General features: G+C 71.8%; 15 protein-coding genes. 6 read left to right on the top strand and 9 right to left on the bottom strand.

Features of this window, described 5'->3' with window-relative positions; all coding sequences use genetic code 11:
* Positions 1-452 precede the first annotated feature (452 nt).
* Positions 453-1,100 carry a leucine efflux protein LeuE gene (leuE, locus tag JF597_RS03675; protein WP_293988635.1) on the bottom strand — a complete coding sequence of 216 codons (648 nt, stop codon included), beginning with the start codon at positions 1,098-1,100 and terminating at the stop codon, positions 453-455.
* Positions 1,101-1,243: 143 nt separating this feature from the next.
* Complete coding sequence (locus JF597_RS03680) at positions 1,244-2,824, bottom strand: methylmalonyl-CoA mutase family protein (protein ID WP_293988638.1); 1,581 nt, start codon at positions 2,822-2,824, stop codon at positions 1,244-1,246.
* Positions 2,825-2,931: 107 nt separating this feature from the next.
* Between JF597_RS03680 and JF597_RS03685 the strand changes: the two genes are divergently transcribed.
* Complete coding sequence (locus JF597_RS03685; RefSeq protein WP_293988640.1) at positions 2,932-3,753, top strand: L,D-transpeptidase family protein; 822 nt, start codon at positions 2,932-2,934, stop codon at positions 3,751-3,753.
* 214 nt (positions 3,754-3,967) lie between these two features.
* Here JF597_RS03685 and JF597_RS03690 read toward each other — a convergent pair whose 3' ends face one another.
* Together JF597_RS03690 and JF597_RS03695 are read right to left on the bottom strand one after the other, a co-directional pair.
* Complete coding sequence (locus tag JF597_RS03690) at positions 3,968-5,038, bottom strand: hypothetical protein (protein WP_293988643.1); 1,071 nt, start codon at positions 5,036-5,038, stop codon at positions 3,968-3,970.
* The gene (locus JF597_RS03695; protein ID WP_293988645.1) at positions 5,038-5,700 is read right to left on the bottom strand and encodes an RNA polymerase sigma factor; all 663 of its coding nucleotides are present in this window, start codon (positions 5,698-5,700) and stop codon (positions 5,038-5,040) included. The genes JF597_RS03690 and JF597_RS03695 overlap by 1 nt, the downstream gene beginning before the upstream one ends.
* Positions 5,701-6,250: 550 nt before the next feature.
* Between JF597_RS03695 and JF597_RS03700 the strand changes: the two genes are divergently transcribed.
* On the top strand, positions 6,251-8,527 hold the full coding sequence (locus tag JF597_RS03700; RefSeq protein WP_293988647.1) for an N-acetylmuramoyl-L-alanine amidase: 2,277 nt from the start codon (positions 6,251-6,253) through the stop codon (positions 8,525-8,527).
* Between the two features lie 4 nt (positions 8,528-8,531).
* On the opposite strand, the gene JF597_RS03705 is transcribed toward JF597_RS03700, so the two are convergent.
* From JF597_RS03705 to JF597_RS03725, 5 genes are all read right to left on the bottom strand, one after another.
* Complete coding sequence (locus tag JF597_RS03705) at positions 8,532-10,004, bottom strand: DHA2 family efflux MFS transporter permease subunit (protein ID WP_293988649.1); 1,473 nt, start codon at positions 10,002-10,004, stop codon at positions 8,532-8,534.
* 94 nt (positions 10,005-10,098) lie between these two features.
* Positions 10,099-10,494 carry a hypothetical protein gene (locus tag JF597_RS03710; RefSeq protein ID WP_293988651.1) on the bottom strand — a complete coding sequence of 132 codons (396 nt, stop codon included), beginning with the start codon at positions 10,492-10,494 and terminating at the stop codon, positions 10,099-10,101.
* 110 nt (positions 10,495-10,604) lie between these two features.
* Positions 10,605-11,174, bottom strand: coding sequence for a hypothetical protein (locus JF597_RS03715; RefSeq protein ID WP_293988653.1), 570 nt, complete (start codon positions 11,172-11,174; stop codon positions 10,605-10,607).
* Between the two features lie 164 nt (positions 11,175-11,338).
* Positions 11,339-12,106, bottom strand: a complete 768-nt coding sequence (locus JF597_RS03720) for a DUF4328 domain-containing protein (protein WP_293988656.1) — start codon at positions 12,104-12,106, stop codon at positions 11,339-11,341.
* A gap of 106 nt (positions 12,107-12,212) precedes the next feature.
* On the bottom strand, positions 12,213-13,874 hold the full coding sequence (locus JF597_RS03725; RefSeq protein WP_293988659.1) for a family 20 glycosylhydrolase: 1,662 nt from the start codon (positions 13,872-13,874) through the stop codon (positions 12,213-12,215).
* 164 nt (positions 13,875-14,038) lie between these two features.
* On the opposite strand from JF597_RS03725, the gene JF597_RS03730 reads away from it, so the two are divergent.
* The 4 genes from JF597_RS03730 to JF597_RS03745 all read left to right on the top strand — a co-directional run.
* Positions 14,039-14,587, top strand: a complete 549-nt coding sequence (locus JF597_RS03730; RefSeq protein ID WP_293988661.1) for a 2-oxo-4-hydroxy-4-carboxy-5-ureidoimidazoline decarboxylase — start codon at positions 14,039-14,041, stop codon at positions 14,585-14,587.
* A gap of 192 nt (positions 14,588-14,779) precedes the next feature.
* Positions 14,780-15,160, top strand: coding sequence for a succinate dehydrogenase, cytochrome b556 subunit (gene sdhC, locus JF597_RS03735; protein ID WP_071659649.1), 381 nt, complete (start codon positions 14,780-14,782; stop codon positions 15,158-15,160).
* Positions 15,161-15,165: 5 nt separating this feature from the next.
* Complete coding sequence (locus JF597_RS03740; RefSeq protein WP_293988667.1) at positions 15,166-15,648, top strand: succinate dehydrogenase hydrophobic membrane anchor subunit; 483 nt, start codon at positions 15,166-15,168, stop codon at positions 15,646-15,648.
* A gap of 19 nt (positions 15,649-15,667) precedes the next feature.
* Positions 15,668-16,668, top strand: a 1,001-nt coding sequence (locus tag JF597_RS03745; protein ID WP_293988670.1) for an FAD-binding protein, incomplete at its 3' end; no start/stop codon positions are given.

The following is a 16,668-nucleotide window of genomic DNA, read 5'->3' on the forward strand; positions in this document are numbered from 1 at the left end:
CCCGCCGCAGGGGCCAGTGGTCGTCGACGACACACCGGGCCAGACGCAGCCTGCCGGTCGGCGTCAGCGGGGCATTACGGTGGGACATGAGGGCCTCCTGCGGTCGGGCGTAGATGTCGCAATCCACACCGAACCCAGAGGGCCCTCACCTGTTCAAGCACCCAGCCCGCGTGTCACCAACGTCCCGGGACAGCACACCTAGAGGGTTGGCGAAGCCCCTGAGGATCTCAGGACACCTCAGGGCTACTCACGGCCTTCACGGTGAGAGGCTGCCGCTTCCGCCTGCTGGGCGTGCTGGTAAGGGCAGAGAACGGGGTGACCTTGGGTGGCTCCTGGGACTCCTTCGGAAGCCACTTGGGCAGGCCGAGGGCTCCTAGCGCCTCTTGCTGCTCCTGGACGCTCATCCGGGCGAACAGGGCCGCAGCATCGTCAAGGTGGGACATGTCAGCCCCCTACACGCTTGCCAAAGACAGCTTGACGGCGAAGCCGAGGAAGAGCACCCCGGCGGCCGACGTAGCCCCCGCGCTGAGCCTCCTCCGACGACGGAACGCAGCAGCCAGACGAGACCCACCGAAGATGAGCGCAGACAGGTACAACACGCTTGCCAACTGGGCGAGTACGCCTAGAGTTACGAACCCCACGATTGGGTTGGACTCTGACACGAACTGCACGAAGAAGGCGATGAAGAACAGGATCGCCTTCGGGTTGAAGAGGCTGATCACCAGGGCGCGGCGGTACGGGCGCTCCTGCGCCGGGGCGGCGACCGGCGCCGTCCGCTCCGCCGGCTGTTCCTTCCGGGTCCGCCACATCGTCCAGGCCGCCCGCAGCATGCCCATCGCCAGCCAGGTGAGATAGCCGGCACCCGCGTACTTCACGATCCCGAACAGCACGGCGTTGGCCTTGAGCAGCGAGGCCACCCCGGCCGCCGACAGCGTCATCAGCACGGTGTCCCCGCACCACACGCCGGCGGCGGCGGTGTAACCGGCCCGGATCCCCTGCCGGGCGGCGACGGACAGCACGTAGAGGGAGTTGGGGCCGGGCAGCAGGACGATCAGGACGAGTCCTGCCAGGTAGGTGGGGAGATCGATGACGCCGAACATGAGGAGCAGTCTCGCACGCGGGTACGACAACGCCCCGGGCACCGTCCGCCCCGGGCGCCGTCCGCCCCGGGCACCGTCCGCCCCGGGCGCCGTCCGCTGCGGGTGCCGTTCGCCCCGGATGCCGTCCGTCCCGGTGCCCTCCGTCAGAACGCGTCCGTCGGGACGTACACCCCCCACACCTCCCGCAGCGCGTCGCACACCTCCCCCACCGTGGCCCGCGCCCGCAGCGCCCGCTTCATCGGGGGAAGCACGTTGTCGTCGCCCTCGGCGGCCTTCTTGAGGGCGGTGAGGGCCGCGGCGACGGCCGTCCGGTCGCGATCGGCGCGCAGCAGGGCGAGGCGCTCCGCCTGCCGGGCCTCGATGGCCGGGTCGACGCGCAGCGGCTCGTACGGCTCCTCCTCGTCCAGCCGGAAGCGGTTGACGCCGACCACCACCCGCTCCCCCGCGTCGGTCTCCTGCGCGATGCGGTAGGCGTTCCGCTCGATCTCGCCCTTCTGGAAGCCGTGCTCGATCGCCGCCACCGCGCCGCCGAGGTCCTCGACCCGCCGCATCAGACCGAGGGCCGCCGCCTCCACGTCGTCCGTCATCCGCTCCATCGCGTACGAACCCGCGAACGGGTCGACCGTCGCCGTCACGTCGGTCTCGTACGCCAGCACCTGCTGGGTGCGCAGGGCCAGGCGCGCGCTCTTGTCGGTCGGCAGCGCGATCGCCTCGTCGAAGGAGTTGGTGTGCAGCGACTGGGTGCCGCCGAGGACCGCGCCCAGGGCCTGGACCGCCACCCGCACCAGGTTCACCTCCGGCTGCTGGGCCGTCAGCTGGACGCCGGCCGTCTGGGTGTGGAAGCGCAGCATCAGCGACCTGGGGTCCCGGGCGCCGAACTCCTCCCGCATCACCCGCGCCCAGATCCGGCGCGCCGCACGGAACTTGGCGACCTCCTCCAGGAACGTCGTCCGCGCCACGAAGAAGAAGGAGAGGCGCGGCGCGAAGTCGTCGACGTCCATGCCGGCCGCGACCGCCGTGCGCACGTACTCGATGCCGTCGGCCAGGGTGAAGGCGATCTCCTGGGCGGGGGACGCCCCCGCCTCGGCCATGTGGTAGCCGGAGATCGAGATCGTGTTCCAGCGCGGGATCTCGGTCCGGCAGTACCCGAAGATGTCCGCGGTCAGCCGCAGGGACGGCTTGGGCGGGAAGATGTACGTACCCCGCGCGATGTACTCCTTCAGGACGTCGTTCTGGATCGTGCCGGTCAGGGCCGCCGCCGGTACGCCCTGTTCCTCCGCCACCAGCTGGTACAGCAGCAACAGCACGGCCGCCGGGGCGTTGATCGTCATCGACGTCGAGACCCTGTCCAGCGGGATCCCCCCGAACAGCACCCGCATGTCGTCGACCGAGTCGATCGCCACCCCCACCTTGCCGACCTCGCCGTGCGCGAGGGGCGCGTCCGAGTCGTGGCCCATCTGGGTGGGCAGGTCGAAGGCGACGGAGAGGCCGGTGGTGCCGTGCGCGATGAGCTGCCGGTAGCGGTCGTTGGACTCCGCGGCCGTACCGAACCCGGCGTACTGGCGCATGGTCCAGGGACGGCCGGTGTACATCGTCGGGTAGACGCCCCGGGTGTAGGGGTACGACCCCGGGTCGCCGAGCTTCGCGGCCGGGTCCCACCCCGCCAGGTCTCCCGGGCCGTAGACCGGCTCGACGGGCAGTCCGGACTCCGACTCACGGGTCATGACGGGTGACCTCCGCAGTACGCCGATACACCGATATGCCGGTATGACTGTTGGTTCCTACGATGCCCTCTTGTTCGACGGCGGTCACGCGGGGAAGCATCCTCGGCATGAAGGTCTCGGGGTACTCGGGGATCCTGGCCGCCGTACTGGCCGTGCTGTGCGGGTGCACGGTGCAGCCACCGGGCGGCGACGCCAAGGGGCACTCGCCCGTCCACATCGGCCTCCCGCACAGTCCGGCACCCGCCGGCACCGCTCCCGCCGCCTCACCGTCCCCGTCCGCCGTCGAGACCGTCCCGCCGCACATCGTGTTCACCCGCGGCGACACCGGCACCGGCGTCCGCGGGCTCCAGGCCCGGCTGCGCCAGGTCGACTGGCTGTTCGACGGGCCGACGGGGACCTACGACGACCTCACCGCCGAGGCCGTCAAGGGCTTCCAGGGCAGGCGCGGGCTGCCGCAGACGGGCGAGACCGACGCCGAAACCTGGCGGCGGCTGGTGCGGATGACGCACCGGCCGGGGAAGTGGGAGCTGTACCTGATGGGCGGTCAGCCGGCCGCCGCGCCCGATCCGCGGTGCCTGACCGGGCGGGTGCTGTGCATCAGCAAGACCAGCCGCACGCTGCGCTGGATGATCGACGGGCGGACGGTGTCGACGATGTCGGTGCGGTTCGGTGCGCAGTACACCCCGACCCGTGAGGGTGTGTTCCACGTCTACTGGAAGTCCCGCCACCACGTGTCGACGCTCTACCACTCGTCGATGCCGTACGCGATGTTCTTCAGCGGCGGCCAGGCGGTCCACTACTCCTACGACTTCGCGGCCCGGGGCTACGCGGGAGGCTCGCACGGGTGCGTCAACGTGCGGGACGAGGCGGCGATCGCGGATCTGTTCGCTCAGGTGCGCAACGGCGACAAGGTCGTCGTCTCCTGGTGAGCAGAGGACGTGCGGGGCGCGGGCGGGACCGGGGGAACGTGTCCCGCCCGCGCCGATGCACGAGCCGCAGGTACGGGGGGAACCCCGGCTCTGTGCGACGGCCGATGACCAGTCGGCTCACTCAGTACTGCGTCAGCACCGCCGAAAACGTCACACCCCGCGGGAAAAAAGTTCAGGGACTTTCAAAACTGCAGGTCACAGCGGTGCGCAAAGGTCAAAGTGCGCTGTACGTGGGGCTGGGCGAGGCGCCGGGCTGGTTGGGCCGCAGGGGTGCGAGGGCGGTGGGGGCGGGTGTGGCCAGGCCGTCCTGGTGGTGACCGTCGCCCCTGCCGTCGCCCTTCCCGTCGCCCTTGCCGCCGCCGTTGCCCCTGCCCGGCCAGCCCTCGCCGTCGCCGCCCGGGCCGTTGTGGTCGCCCTGGCCGTCGTTCTGGCCGCTGTCGCCGCCCTTGCCGTCGCGGGAGACGCCGTCCCTGCCGTTCAGCCCGGTGCCGAGGACGGCCTTGCAGAACGTGTCCACCCGGGCGGCGCCGCCCGCCAGTCCCTCCAGGGCACGCCTGCGGTCGGCGCCCAGGGTCTTGCCGTTCCGGATCGCGCGGCAGGACGTCAGCGCACCGCTCCACCCGCCGGCCTGGACGCCGGTCGAGCCCGTGTCCCGTCTCTTCGACCTGCCGGACGGGTCGGGCGAGGGCTGCCCGGAGCCGGCGGACGCGGCACCGGAGGACGGCGTCCGGGTCTCGCCGCCGAGCAGCGACTCGGGCGACTGGGAGCCGTGCGGGCGTGCGGGGGTGCCGGCGGCCGAGACGGAGGCTGCCGGTCCGGGGTGGTTGTCGTCGAACGGCGTCGGCAGCACTCCGGTGCCCGCGGCCACCGCGACGCCGCCGAGCATGCCGACGGTCAGCGCGGCCGCGAGGCCGAGCCGTGCGGGGCGGGCCCAGCCCGGGGCCCGGACCGGCCGGGAGCCGGTGCCGGTACGGCCGATCCGGAAGAGGCCCGCGTCGGCGCCCCGCGCGTCCGTGCCCGGCCATGCGGCCGCGCCGGTTCGCGCCTGATCGGCGGTCCGTGCGTCCTCGGCGGATTCGCGCGCTTTGCGGAAGGCAGCCAGCGCGGCTTCCTCGCCGGGGAGTTCGGCAGCGGCCGGCGTGGCGCGCGCGGAGAGCGCGCCGAGCGTCTCGGCGAGGCGTTCTGCCTGGTCACGGGCGGAGGCGTCGACAGCTTCGAGCGACTCACCGCGCAGCAGACGTTCCGCCGTCACCCGGTTCAGCCACTTGTACTGCTCGTCGGCCATCACATGTCCTTCTGCGTCCGCGAACGCGTATGCGTCACACTCGCGGACGTCACCGCACGAGCGTTCGGTTCTCGCTGGGGCGGCAGCGCCTCGAGGACGCCTGCCGTCTCGGGGTCGGCTCCGAGCAGCTCCGCGAGTTTCTTCAACCCCCGGTGGGCTGCCGTCCGTACCGCGCCGGCGCGCTTGCCGAGGGTCTCGGCGGCGGTCTTGGCGTCGAGGCCCATGACGACCCTGAGGACGACGGCCTCGGCCTGGTCCTGCGGCAGCCTGGCGATGAGGGAGAGGGTGGAGTCGGTGGTCAGCGCCTCGATGGCCTCGCCGGCGGTGTCCGACTCGGCGGCCCAACCGGTCAGTTCCGTCTCGTCGCCGCCGATCGCGGGACGGCGGCCGCGCATCCGTATGTGGTCGAGGGCTCGGTTGCGGGCGATCCGGGCGGCCCAGCCGCGGAACCGGTCCGCGTCGCCGCTGAACCGGTCGAGGTCGCGGGCGATCTGCAGCCAGGCCTCGGAGGCGACGTCCTCGGCGTCCGGATCGCCGACCAGCGTGCGGACGTATCCGAGCAGGCGGGGCTGGACCGCGCGATAGACGATGCGGAACGCGGTCTCGTCCCCGTCCTGTGCAGCACGTACCGCGGCGGTCAACTCCGCGTCGTCCCCCAGCACCCGTGTGTTCCCTACTTTGGGCCTGAACCGGCGCCGCTCTCGCGGTCGTGGTTCTCGCCGTCGTGGTTCCTCGACTGATCGTCGCGCTGTTCGGGACCGCAGATCGTTGCGGTGGTCATGCGTCCTCCGCGGCCCGGCGCGAACTGCACGTTACGACTTGAAACTGCTCGCCGTCCACGTCCGTACAGAGTGCAACTGACTCGTGACGCCCTCGGGTGTGACAGAAAACGCACTCATGGCGCTGAACAGAGTACGGGCCGCCGCGCGGTCCGTGCCGCGCGACGGCCGGGGCCTCTCCTGTGGGGGGTGGCGGCCCCGGCCGTTGCTTCGGTGCTGCGCCCGCGGGCTGTGCACGCGCGGGCCCCCGCCCCCGTTTCTCTCGCGCGTCGTCGACGACGCCGTCGGGTGGCGAGTGACGTTTGGTCAGGACCAGACGCTGTCTCTAAGCGTTGCCTGTGCGACAGGTGCGTCAGGCGTGACAGTGATGGTTCTTCTCTAGGGGTGGGGACGGGTGAGTCCACGCGGAAAGCGTGCGTACAGACCGCTGAGCATGAGGCGACGGGCGTGGCTGACGCTCGGTGCGGTGGTCCTGGGCGGCGGGGGTGTGGTGACGTACGCGGTCGCCAGCCCGTCCTCCGGCCACGGGACCGGCGGGCAGGCCAGGCGGCCGGCGAAGGTCTACGACCTGGCGCTGAAGGGCACCGCGACCGGCACGCGGGAACTGCCGCGCACGGGAACCCGGCAGTTCTCGCTGCTCGGCGTCTCCTGGACGGGAGCGGCGAAGCGGCTGCACGGCACGGCGCAGGTGCGCACCCGGAGCGTCGAGAGCGGTGAGTGGACCGCCTGGCACGATCTGGAGGCGGCCGACCCGCTGGAGGACCCGGAGGCCGGCCCCGACGCGCGCGGCGCGTCCGAGCCGCTGTGGGTGGGGCCCTCCGACGGCGTCCAGGTCCAGGTCGTCCGCCAGGACGGCTCCGCCGGCGCCGGTCTGCCGAAGGGGCTCCAGGTCAACCTGGTCGACCCCGGGGTGGCGACCGCCGCGGAGACCCAGGCGGAACCGGCCGCGTTCGTGGCGGACGGCACCCCCGGCGACAGCGCGTCGCCGACGGACTCCGCCTCGCCCGGTGACCCCGTGTCCCCGGCCGACTCGGCCTCCCCGGCGGACTCCGCGTCGCCCACCGGGTCCGTGACGCCGACCGAGTCCGTGCCGGCCACCGACTCGGCCCCGCCGAGCGCCTCCGCTTCCGCCACCGAGACGGACAGCGCTTCCGCGAGCCCGTCGGCCTCCACACCCACCGCGCCCCCGTCCACGGTGCCCGAGCCGCCGATCGTCTCGCGGGCCGGCTGGGGCGCCGACGAGTCGCTGAGCCCGGACCCGTCGGACTACAACACGGACGTGAAGGCCGTCTTCGTCCACCACACGGACGGCACCAACGACTACACGTGCGCGGAGTCCCCGGCGATCGTCCGGGGCATCTACGCGTACCACACGCAGACGGAGCGCTGGAACGACATCGGCTACAACTTCCTGGTCGACAAGTGCGGCACGATCTTCGAGGGCCGCAAGGGCGGTGTCGACCTGCCGGTGCTCGGCGCGCACACCTACGGCTGGAACCGGGAGTCGGCCGGTATCGCCGTGCTCGGCGACTACACCTCGGCCGGCGCCACGGACGCGGCCCTGGCGTCGATCGCCCGTCTCGCGGCCTGGAAGCTCGGCCAGTACGGCGCCGACCCGGCCGGTACCGTCAAGCTCACGGCGGGCGCGACCCAGACCAACTACTTCGGCACCAGCTTCACTTCGGGCACCGCGTACACCTTCAACCGGATCTCCGGTCACCGCGACGGCTACAACACCCAGTGCCCCGGCAACTCGCTCTACCCCCAGCTGCCGACCGTCCGCGCCTGGGCGGCCGGCCCGGTGCAGGGTCTGAAGCTCACCTCGCTGTCGGGTACGGGCCTGTCCGGCTCGACGTATTACACCAAGGGCGCGATCACGGCGAACTGGTCCACGACCACGCCCGGTTCGCTGATCTCGAAGTTCGAGGTGCTGGTGGACGGCAAGGTCGCCGCCACCGCGCCCGGATCGGCGTACTCGGTGGGCGCCACGCTCGCCGCGGGCAGCCACACCGTGGCCGTCCGGGCCGTGCACCAGTCCGGCAGGACCACGACGACCGCGGCGCTCACCGTCGTCACCGACACCACCGCACCCACCTTCACCACGGCGCCGAAGCTCTCCCTGCGCACCGGCACCGTCAGCACCACCGCCGTCCCGGTCACCCTCGGCTGGAAGGCCACCGACAACGCCGCCCTGAAGTCGGTGAGCCTGCTGTCCCCGACGACGGCCGCCTTCGGCCCGGCCACCACCGGCTCCAGCCGCACGGCCAAGCCCGGCACCGCGTCCACCTGGTCGATGAAGGCGTCCGACTACGCGGGCAACACCCGCACCTCGTCGCCGTCCTTCACCCCGGTGATCCTTCAGGAGACCTCGGCCGTCAAGTCCGGTACCTGGACGACCCGGTCGTCCACCAGCTACCTGGGCGGCACGTCGTACTCCAGCGGTTCCAAGGGCGCGAGCCTGAGCTGGACCTTCACCGGCCGGTCCGCCTCCTGGGTGGTCAGCCGCGCGTCCACCTCGGGTCAGGCCTACGTGTACGTCGACGGCACCAAGGTCGCGACCGTGGACCTGAAGTCGGCGACGACCTCCTACCGTCAGGCGATCTGGACGAAGACCTGGTCGTCCAGTGCCAAGCACACCGTGAAGATCGTCGTCGTCGGCACCAGCGGCCGCCCGACGGTCACGACGGACGGCCTCGTGTACCTCAAGTAGTCCTTCAGGTGGCCGAGTCCACCGGTTCGGGCTCCCGCTCCGGCGCTGTCTGCGGGGTGGGGGCCCGGTCCGCGTTCACGACCACCCCGGCGATCAGCGCACCCACCAGCAGCGCGGCCATCGCCCACCAGGTGGCCACGTTGAAGCCGTGCACGGCGGCCTTCGCCGCCAGCAGCGCCCGGTCCGGGATGCTCCCGGCGTGCGCGGTGGCGTACCGGGTGGTGACGCTCGCCGCGATGGTGTTCAGGAGTGCGGTGCCGATCGAACCGCCGACCTGCTGGGCGGTGTTGAAGGTGGCCGAGGCCGCGCCCGAGTCGCGCGGGGCGACGTTGCCGGTGGCCAGCGAGACCGAGGTCATCATCGCCGTGCCCATGCCGAGACCGAGCATCAGCATGCCGGGCAGGATGTGCGAGGCGTACGCCGGTTCGACCCCGACCTGGGCTATCAGCGCCAGCGCCCCGGCCGCCAGCAGCAGCCCGGGCACGATCAGCATGCGGGGCGGGACCCGGTGCAGCAGCCGGGCGGCGACCTGGGTGGAGCCGGTGACCATGCCGACGGTGATGGGGAGATAGGCGACGCCGGTCTTCACGGGCGAGTAGCCGAGGACGCGTTGCATGTAGTACGTCAGGAAGAGGAAGACGCCGAACATGCCGACGGTCACCAGCAGCACGGTGAGGAACGCGCCGATGCGCTGCCGGTCGCGTACGACGGTCATCGGGAGCAGCGGGACCGGGGCGCGGGTCTGCCAGTAGCCGAAGAGGCCGAGCAGTACGACCCCGCCGATCAGGAGCGCGAGGACCAGGCCGTCGGTCCAGCCCCGGGACTCCGCCTCGGAGAAGCCGTAGACCAGGGAGAGCATGCCGGCCGAGCCGAGCAGGGCGCCGGGGACGTCGAGGCGGGCGTCGGGGTGGCGGCCGCCGTCGGGCAGCAGGGCCCAGGCGCCGGCGAAGGCGACCAGCGCGATCGGCACGTTGACGTACAGGCACCAGCGCCAGTCCAGGTACTGGGTGAGGAAGCCGCCCGCGAGCAGCCCGACCGCCGCGCCCGCGCCGATGATGGCGCCGAAGATGCCGAACGCCTTCCCGCGGTCCTTCGGGTCGGTGAACGTCGTCGCGAGCAGCGACAGCGCGGCCGGCGCGAGCAGCGCGGCGAACACGCCCTGCAGGGCCCGCGCCCCGAACAGCATCCCCTGGTTGACCGCGGCCCCGCCGAGCGCGGAGGCGGCCGCGAAGCCGACCAGGCCGGTCATGAACGCCACCCGGCGTCCGGCCAGGTCGGCGATCCGGCCGCCGAGCAGCAGCAGTCCGCCGAAGGCGAGGGTGTAGGCGGTGATCACCCACTGCCGGTTGGCGTCCGACATGTGCAGAGCGACCTGGGCGGAGGGGAGCGCGATGTTGACGATGGTCATGTCGAGCACGACCATCAGCTGGGCCAGTGCGATGACGACCAGAGCCCACCAGCGTCGGTTGTCGGCCATGGGCCAATCGTGCTCCCCCACCGCCCAGTTGGGAACGCCCGCGTCTCTTATTACCGGGTTTTTGCCGAGCCCCGCGCCGCCCGGGACCCGCCCGCTACCCCAGGGCGTCCCGGCACAGCAGCCGCAGCGAGCCGTGGCCGCCGTAGCAGCGCCGGGCCTCGTCGATCGGGTCCCAGAGCCGGCCGTCGGGGGTGCGGATCCAGTGGTCGCCGCCGGACGACCACCACTCGGCGCCGGTGTGACGGGCGATCACCTCACCGGCGTAGGCCCCGAGACCGCGCAGCGTCTCCCGCACCGCGTCGTAGGGCACGTCCTCCCGGCGTATCTCCTCGATCACCCGGTCGACCCGCCACAGGCTCTGCGCCGAGTAGTCGAGCCGGACGCGGGCGCCCTCGCGCAGCACGGCGACCGCGTCCGCGGCCCACCGGGCCGGTCTGGCGGCGGCGTGCGGCCTGGTCTGCTGCTGCGCTGTCGCATGGCGGGGTGTCACGTAGTGGGCTGTCACACAGGGAAGAGCGAGGTGGGCGGCGGATTCGTCACCCGGATCCGGGGGTGTCCTCGCAACCGGCGCAGGACCCGCGCACCGCCCTCACCAATGGTTCACCCGAGCCCGCGGGCCCGCCGCGACACCACCGCGCGCAGCACCCGGCGGCCCTCGGTGGAGACGTCCAGCGCACGGCGCAGCCCTGCCGCGCCGTGCCCCGCGAGCAGCTCCAGCACCGTGACCTGGCGGCGCAGTTCGGCGGCGACCAGCGGGGACATGCCCTCGGTGCCGCCCTCCCGGCGGGTGTCGACCGAGGGTGCCGCGTCCGCGGCGGGATCGAGGAGCCGGTGGATCTGCAGCGAGGCGACGGAACAGGCGTCGGCCCACAGGCGGACTTCGGCGGCCTCCTGCGACACGGGCGCGGCGTCGAGCATCCGCCGGGCGAGCGCCTCGGCCTCGTCGGCCCGCCCGCCCGCGCCGGTGCCGGTCGCCTCGCCGGCGCCGAGCGAGCCGCGCGCCTTCTCCAGTCCCGCGCTCCAGTGGGAGCCGTCGGCGAGGCTCGCCCACAGCGGCCGCAGCACCAGGTCGTCCCCGCCCAGCAGCGGCACGCACCGATCCAAACAAGCCAGCCCGCTGGCGGCCAGTCCGCGTTCATCGGCCTGAGCGATCAGCTCCACCAGGCTCATCCCACGCCTCCCAGAAACGGTACATACCAAGGCCCACGTGCACGGAGCTCGTACTTTCCCTAACTGCGTGCGACGGTACGGCAGTGTCACACCGGCGGGACACCCGGGATCCGGAAGAGTCCGAAGAAAGGCTTTTCGGCCAACGGCAGGCGTGCGGCCGTGGCTCAGAGCCCCGCCGGAGCGGCGCCCGCCATCGCCTTCTCGTGCTGCATGCGGGTCAGCCGCAGCACGAGGAGGATCGCGAGGACGGCGGCGGCGATGTCGAGGGCGTCCGAGAAGACCAACCGCAGTGCGCCGTCGTGGAGTTGGGCGGCTCCGTCGGCGTCGTCGCCGTAGCCGGTCGTCGCGACGCGGTCGGCGAACAGCGAGGCCAGCCACAGCGCCCACCACGAGTTGACCAGCGTGTGCGAACGGGTCGTGCCCCAGGGGCTGCTGGCGTCCCAGATGTCGAGGGTGATCCGGCGCGGTATCCAGAGGTTCCCGACCGGGACGAACCAGCCGCCGATCGCCCAGCCCGGCGACTTGGCGTGCCCCAGCGGGTCGAAGACCTGGGCGTTGGCCCGCACCCGGTGGAACCAGCACAGGTACACGACCACGCAGGCGACCAGCGAGAGCCCCTGGGCGCTGGTGGAGATCCCCAGCAGCTCGTCGGCGCGGTCGGCCCTGCGCAGCGCGGCGGCGCCGGTCTCGCCGTCGGCCAGGGCGCCCGTGGCGTCGTACTGCAGGAGGTCCGCCCAGACGGCGAACAGGTCGGCGGCGACGACCGTTCCGAGCAGTACGGCGGCGGCCCGGCCGAGGCCCACGGGCGAGCGCAGCCACAGTCCCGGCGTGCTGCCGAAGGCCGGGACCGGCTCGGGCGAGTCGCCGAGGCAGCGGTGGCACAGGGTGGCGCCGGGCGCGGCGGCGAAGTGGTGGCAGCGGGCGCAGATCAAGATGGTTCCCCCGGGAGACGGCAGTGCACGGAACCCTCCCCCGGCCCGCGCGCGGAATGCGGAACATACGGCCCGTCGCCGCCGCACGTCCACCGCTGTCCCCGTGTCAGCCCAGGCGGTTCGCGAGCGCCTTGAAGTCCGTCCAGGGCATCGCCGGGGTGATCTCCGGGTCCCAGAGCTTCTCGATGGTGGCCCGCAGCGGCATCCGGATGCCGGCCGCCACCTGGTCCTGGTTCTGGGAGTTCGCGAGGTCGCACCAGACGGCGAAGGAGCCGCCGAGGACCTGGGGTTCGTACCGGGCGGCCACGGCGGTGGTGCCGCGCAGCATGCGCGGGATCCACTGCTCGTAGATGCGCTGACCGGTCGGGTAGACGAAGGTGTTGGGCTCGCCGAGGACGTAGTACAGGTACTCGTCGTTGTAGTTGAGGACCTTGCGGCCCGCCCTCAGGTACTCCACGGGCTGCCGGGCACCGATCTCCTTGCCGGTCCAGTAGGCGGCCTGGAGGTCGTCGGCGGGCTGCACGGAGGTACCCCGGAGGAAGCCGTCGTTCCAGGCCCGCACGGTGCGTTCGTGGGCGCGCACGGTGTCGGCGCGGGCGTTGAGCCAGCCGGTGGTGAGGTCGGCGACGGTGGCACCGGAGCCGTACTCCCGCTGCGCGGCGGCCGCGAGCTGCGGGTAGGAGGCCTGCGGGTTCGCGACGGTCAGGGCCTGGTACTCGTCGCCGCCGAGGTTCCAGTAGGAGCCGGGGAACAGGCCGGCGTACTCGTCGAGCAGGTCGTCCACGAGCTTCGCCGAGGCGTCCTTGGAGATGTCGACGGCACCTCTGGTGGGGACGCCCTGCGCGTTGCGCAGCTGCAGCTCCGGGTGGGCGGCGAGGACCGCGCCGAGGTGTCCCGGCGAGTCGATCTCCGGTACGACCTGGATGTGCCGGGCGGCGGCGAGCGCGACGATCTCCTTCACCTGGGCCTTGGTCAGGTGGTCCCGGGAGACGATCTCGGGGTGGGTGTCGGACTCGATCCGGAAGCCCTGGTCGTCGGAGAAGTGCAGCCCGAGCTCGTTGAACTTCAGGTCGCCGAGTTCTCGTATCCGGGCCTCTATCCACCCCACGGTGAACGGCTTGCGCGCGATGTCCAGCATGAACCCGCGCTGCGGCTTGGCCGGCGCGTCCTTCACGACCCCCTCCGGGGCCGTACCGCCGCCGTGCACCTCCTGCTTGAGGGTCCTGGTGCCGTAGAAGACGCCCGCGTCCCCGGGCCCGCTGATCCGGACCGACCCGCCGCGCACGGTCATGGTGTACGACTCCGGGTCGCCGCTGCCGCCGAGGTCGAGCCGCAGGTCGCCCGGCCGGACGTCGTCGTTCGCGCCCTTCTGCCCGGCGTACGTCAGCCCCAGCTCGCCCGCGGTCAGCCGCCCCTCGTCGGCCAGCGCCGCGTCGCTCACCACGACCCGGCCGCCCTGCCGCGGGCGCCAGCCGGGGCCGCGGGCGGCGGTGTGGGAGCGGACGGCGGGGATGGTGCGGGGGGCCTGGGAGAGGGGGTAGCTGCGGGTGGGCGAGGGAGTGGGCGTCGGCGCCGCGGACGAGGCGCCCCGGTCGCTCCCGGAGGGCTGCCGGGCCGCTCCGGCGGTGCTCCCGCCGTCGCCGCCCGAGGAGGCCCACACTCCGATACCCGTGCCGAGCGCGACGGTCCCCGCGAAGGCCGCGGCGACCACCACCGCCCGCCTCCGCGCGAACTGCCGTGTCGACGGCCTGCGCCTGTGCTCGCTCACGGCTACAACCTACGACGCACCCGCCGCACAGCCGTCATCGACGCAATCTGAAACTCTCCCGTTCGGGTGATATTCAGGCAACCAACGGACACGGTGTGAACGTCCTCGATACCGTCGACGACACATCTCTCACAGCATCCCCTGCCATCCCGGCCACACCGCATGTGACGCGAGGACCCACGCTGCCCGCCCACCGCCTGCCCCATCTCCCCACCCCGCTGGACGCCTTCAACGCCGCCCCCGACGACGAGGCCGGCGCGCTGCTCCTGCACTGCCTGCACAGCCTCCACTGGTCCCGCCGCATCGCCGATCACCGTCCCTACCCCGACGTGGAGTCCCTCCTGGCCGCGGCGGACGAGGCGGCGTACGACCTGTCCCCCGGGGACCTCTCGGAGGCCCTGGCGGGCGAGTGCCTCCCGGAGCTGCCCGAGGACACCTACTCGGCGGCGCACACGGCCCTGACGGCGGCCCACGCGGCCTACGAGGCCAAATTCGGACACGTGTTCGTGATCTACCTGGGCGACACCCGGCCCGAGGAGCGCCTGGACCGCGTCCTGGAAGGCATTTACTCACGTTTGGAGAACGATCCGGAGGACGAGCGGGTGATGTCCGTGGAGCAGCTCCGGCGCCTTGCACAGGGGCGTCTGGTGGAGAAACTCAGGGGCGCGGGGAACTGCGCGACCAGCCCCAACGCTCCCGCACCCGGCAAATAACAGGACACCCCACCCCAGATGCCGCCCGGCTAACCCATACGCGTGCCACTTTGATCACACCGGTAGGCCCGGCGTAAGCCCAGCGGCAGCGCCTCGCTACGATGCTGAGGGCCGGTGGACCGTACCCGGCCGGGCCCGACCGACACCCACAAGCCGGCGCGGCCCCGATACCCCGCTCCCGGAGGGACTTCCGTGCCGGCTGGAACGCTGTACCGCGGCCGGGAAGGAATGTGGTCCTGGGTGGCTCACCGAGTCACCGGCGTCCTCATTTTCTTCTTCCTGTTCGTTCACGTGCTGGACACCGCTCTCGTCCGCGTCTCCCCCGAGGACTACGACAAGGTCGTAGCCACGTACAAGACGCCGATCGTCGCACTGCTGGAGTACGGCCTCGTGGCCGCCATCCTCTTCCACGCGCTCAACGGCCTGCGTGTCATCGCCGTCGACTTCTGGTCGAAGGGCCCGCGCTACCAGAAGCAGATGCTCTGGACGGTCGTCGGTGTCTGGGTCGTCCTGATGGCCGGGGCCGTTTACCCCGTTCTCGGCCACGCCGCTCGTGTCCTGTTCGGGAGCTGACGCAGATGTCGACCACTGAATCCCCCGCCGCCGGCGTCGGCCCCGTCGAGGGCGCCCCCCTCTTCAACGTCGACAACCCGGCCCCGCTCATCGAGGCCCCGCGCAAGCGCACCAAGAAGACCCCGCGCTCCACCCGCGGCAACTTCGAGATGGCCGCCTGGCTGTTCATGCGCCTGTCCGGTGTCGTGCTGGTCGTGCTGGTCCTCGGCCACCTGCTGATCCAGCTGGTGCTCGACGGCGGCGTGTCGAAGATCGGCTTCGCCTTCGTGGCCGGCCGCTGGGCGAGCCCCTTCTGGCAGGTCTGGGACCTGCTGATGCTCTGGCTCGCGATGCTGCACGGCGCGAACGGCCTGCGCACGATCATCAACGACTACGCGGAGCGCGCGAACACCCGGCTGTGGCTCAAGGGCCTGCTCTACACGGCCACGGTGTTCACCATCCTGCTGGGCTCGCTGGTGATCTTCACCTTCGACCCGAACATCCGCTAGGCACGGGGCTGCGAGAATCATGAAGATCCACAAGTACGACACCGTCATCGTGGGCGCCGGCGGCGCCGGCATGCGTGCGGCCATCGAGTCGACGAAGCGCAGCCGCACCGCGGTCCTGACCAAGCTCTACCCCACCCGCTCCCACACGGGCGCCGCGCAGGGCGGTATGGCCGCCGCGCTCGCCAACGTGGAGGAGGACAACTGGGAGTGGCACACCTTCGACACGGTCAAGGGCGGTGACTACCTGGTCGACCAGGACGCCGCCGAGATCCTGGCGAAGGAGGCCATCGACGCCGTCCTCGACCTGGAGAAGATGGGCCTGCCGTTCAACCGGACGCCGAACGGCACCATCGACCAGCGCCGGTTCGGCGGTCACAGCCGCAACCACGGCGAGGCGCCGGTCCGCCGGTCCTGCTACGCGGCCGACCGCACCGGCCACATGATCCTCCAGACGCTGTACCAGAACTGCGTCAAGGAGGGCGTGGAGTTCTTCAACGAGTTCTACGTCCTCGACCAGCTGATGACCGAGGAGGACGGCGTCAGGAAGTCGGCGGGCGTCGTCGCCTACGAGCTGGCCACCGGCGAGATCCACGTCTTCCAGGCGAAGGCCGTCATCTACGCCTCCGGCGGCACCGGCAAGTTCTTCAAGGTGACGTCCAACGCGCACACCCTGACGGGCGACGGCCAGGCCGCCGTCTACCGCCGCGGGCTGCCGCTGGAGGACATGGAGTTCTTCCAGTTCCACCCGACCGGCATCTGGCGGATGGGCATCCTGCTGACGGAGGGCGCCCGCGGTGAGGGCGGCATCCTCCGCAACAAGGACGGCGAGCGCTTCATGGAGAAGTACGCGCCGGTCATGAAGGACCTCGCCTCGCGCGACGTGGTCTCCCGCGCGATCTACACCGAGATCCGCGAGGGCCGCGGCTGCGGCCCCGACGGCGACCACGTCTACCTGGACCTGACCCACCTGCCGCCGGAGCAGCTGGACGCCAAGCTCCCGGACATCACGGAGTTCGCGCG

It is taken from the genome of Streptomyces sp. (genome assembly GCF_019510245.1).
Classification (GTDB): Bacteria; Actinomycetota; Actinomycetes; order Streptomycetales; family Streptomycetaceae; genus Streptomyces.

Coding starts and splice junctions, on each gene's coding strand:
- leuE (WP_293988635.1), bottom strand. CDS start 1,100: ATGTTCGGCGTCATCGATCTCCCCACCTACCTGGCAGGACTCGTCCTG.
- JF597_RS03680 (WP_293988638.1), bottom strand. CDS start 2,824: ATGACCCGTGAGTCGGAGTCCGGACTGCCCGTCGAGCCGGTCTACGGC.
- JF597_RS03685 (WP_293988640.1), top strand. CDS start 2,932: ATGAAGGTCTCGGGGTACTCGGGGATCCTGGCCGCCGTACTGGCCGTG.
- JF597_RS03690 (WP_293988643.1), bottom strand. CDS start 5,038: ATGGCCGACGAGCAGTACAAGTGGCTGAACCGGGTGACGGCGGAACGT.
- JF597_RS03700 (WP_293988647.1), top strand. CDS start 6,251: ATGAGGCGACGGGCGTGGCTGACGCTCGGTGCGGTGGTCCTGGGCGGC.
- JF597_RS03705 (WP_293988649.1), bottom strand. CDS start 10,004: ATGGCCGACAACCGACGCTGGTGGGCTCTGGTCGTCATCGCACTGGCC.
- JF597_RS03715 (WP_293988653.1), bottom strand. CDS start 11,174: ATGAGCCTGGTGGAGCTGATCGCTCAGGCCGATGAACGCGGACTGGCC.
- JF597_RS03740 (WP_293988667.1), top strand. CDS start 15,166: ATGTCGACCACTGAATCCCCCGCCGCCGGCGTCGGCCCCGTCGAGGGC.